This window comes from Kitasatospora arboriphila (assembly GCF_039528095.1).
In the GTDB taxonomy this organism is placed as follows: Bacteria; Actinomycetota; Actinomycetes; order Streptomycetales; family Streptomycetaceae; genus Kitasatospora; species Kitasatospora arboriphila.
This window is the reverse complement of the sequence record NZ_BAAALD010000282.1, coordinates 1-588: the sequence shown is the minus strand read 5'-3', so window position 1 is coordinate 588 and position 588 is coordinate 1. Positions and strand designations below refer to the sequence as shown.

1 protein-coding gene is annotated in these 588 nt (G+C 40.8%); it reads right to left on the bottom strand.

Going from position 1 to position 588, the window contains the following annotated elements; all coding sequences use genetic code 11:
* The coding region (locus tag ABD353_RS39965) for an ABC transporter ATP-binding protein (RefSeq protein ID WP_344628607.1) at nucleotides 1–588 on the bottom strand (588 nt) is incomplete at both ends.

The following is a 588-nucleotide window of genomic DNA, read 5'->3' as shown; positions in this document are numbered from 1 at the left end:
ATCAACTTCGGCATTGGTTTGCTTATTTTGTATTGCTGATAATTCATCAGCAGATGCAATTTCCCCCGTCTGGGAAACAGCTTCTTTTTTCTCTGCTGTATCAGTGCGCTCTGTCATCAGCATACCTTTCTCATAGGCAAGAACGGCAGCCAATACATCAGTCGTATTACCGACTAACATGCCATCACTCATTACAAGGCAGCGATCTGCATATTCTAATATGCTACCTGTGGAATGCGTGACCATAATGATGGTTGTTCCTTTTTGTTTAAGCATTTCCATGCGCTTAAAGCACTTATATTGAAAACCAATATCACCTACAGCCAATGCTTCATCAACAATCAGTATTTCGGGATCAATACATGCCTGAACAGCAAATGCCAGACGTACATACATACCACTGGAATAGGTCTTTACCGGTTGATCAATAAAATCACCAATGTCAGCAAAATCTAATATCTCTTGAAATTTCTTATCAATTTCCGACTTACTTAAACCTAATACGCTACCATTTAGATATACATTATCGCGGCCCGAAAACTCTGGGTTAAAACCAGCTCCCAACTCAAGTAACGCAGCCACTCGGCC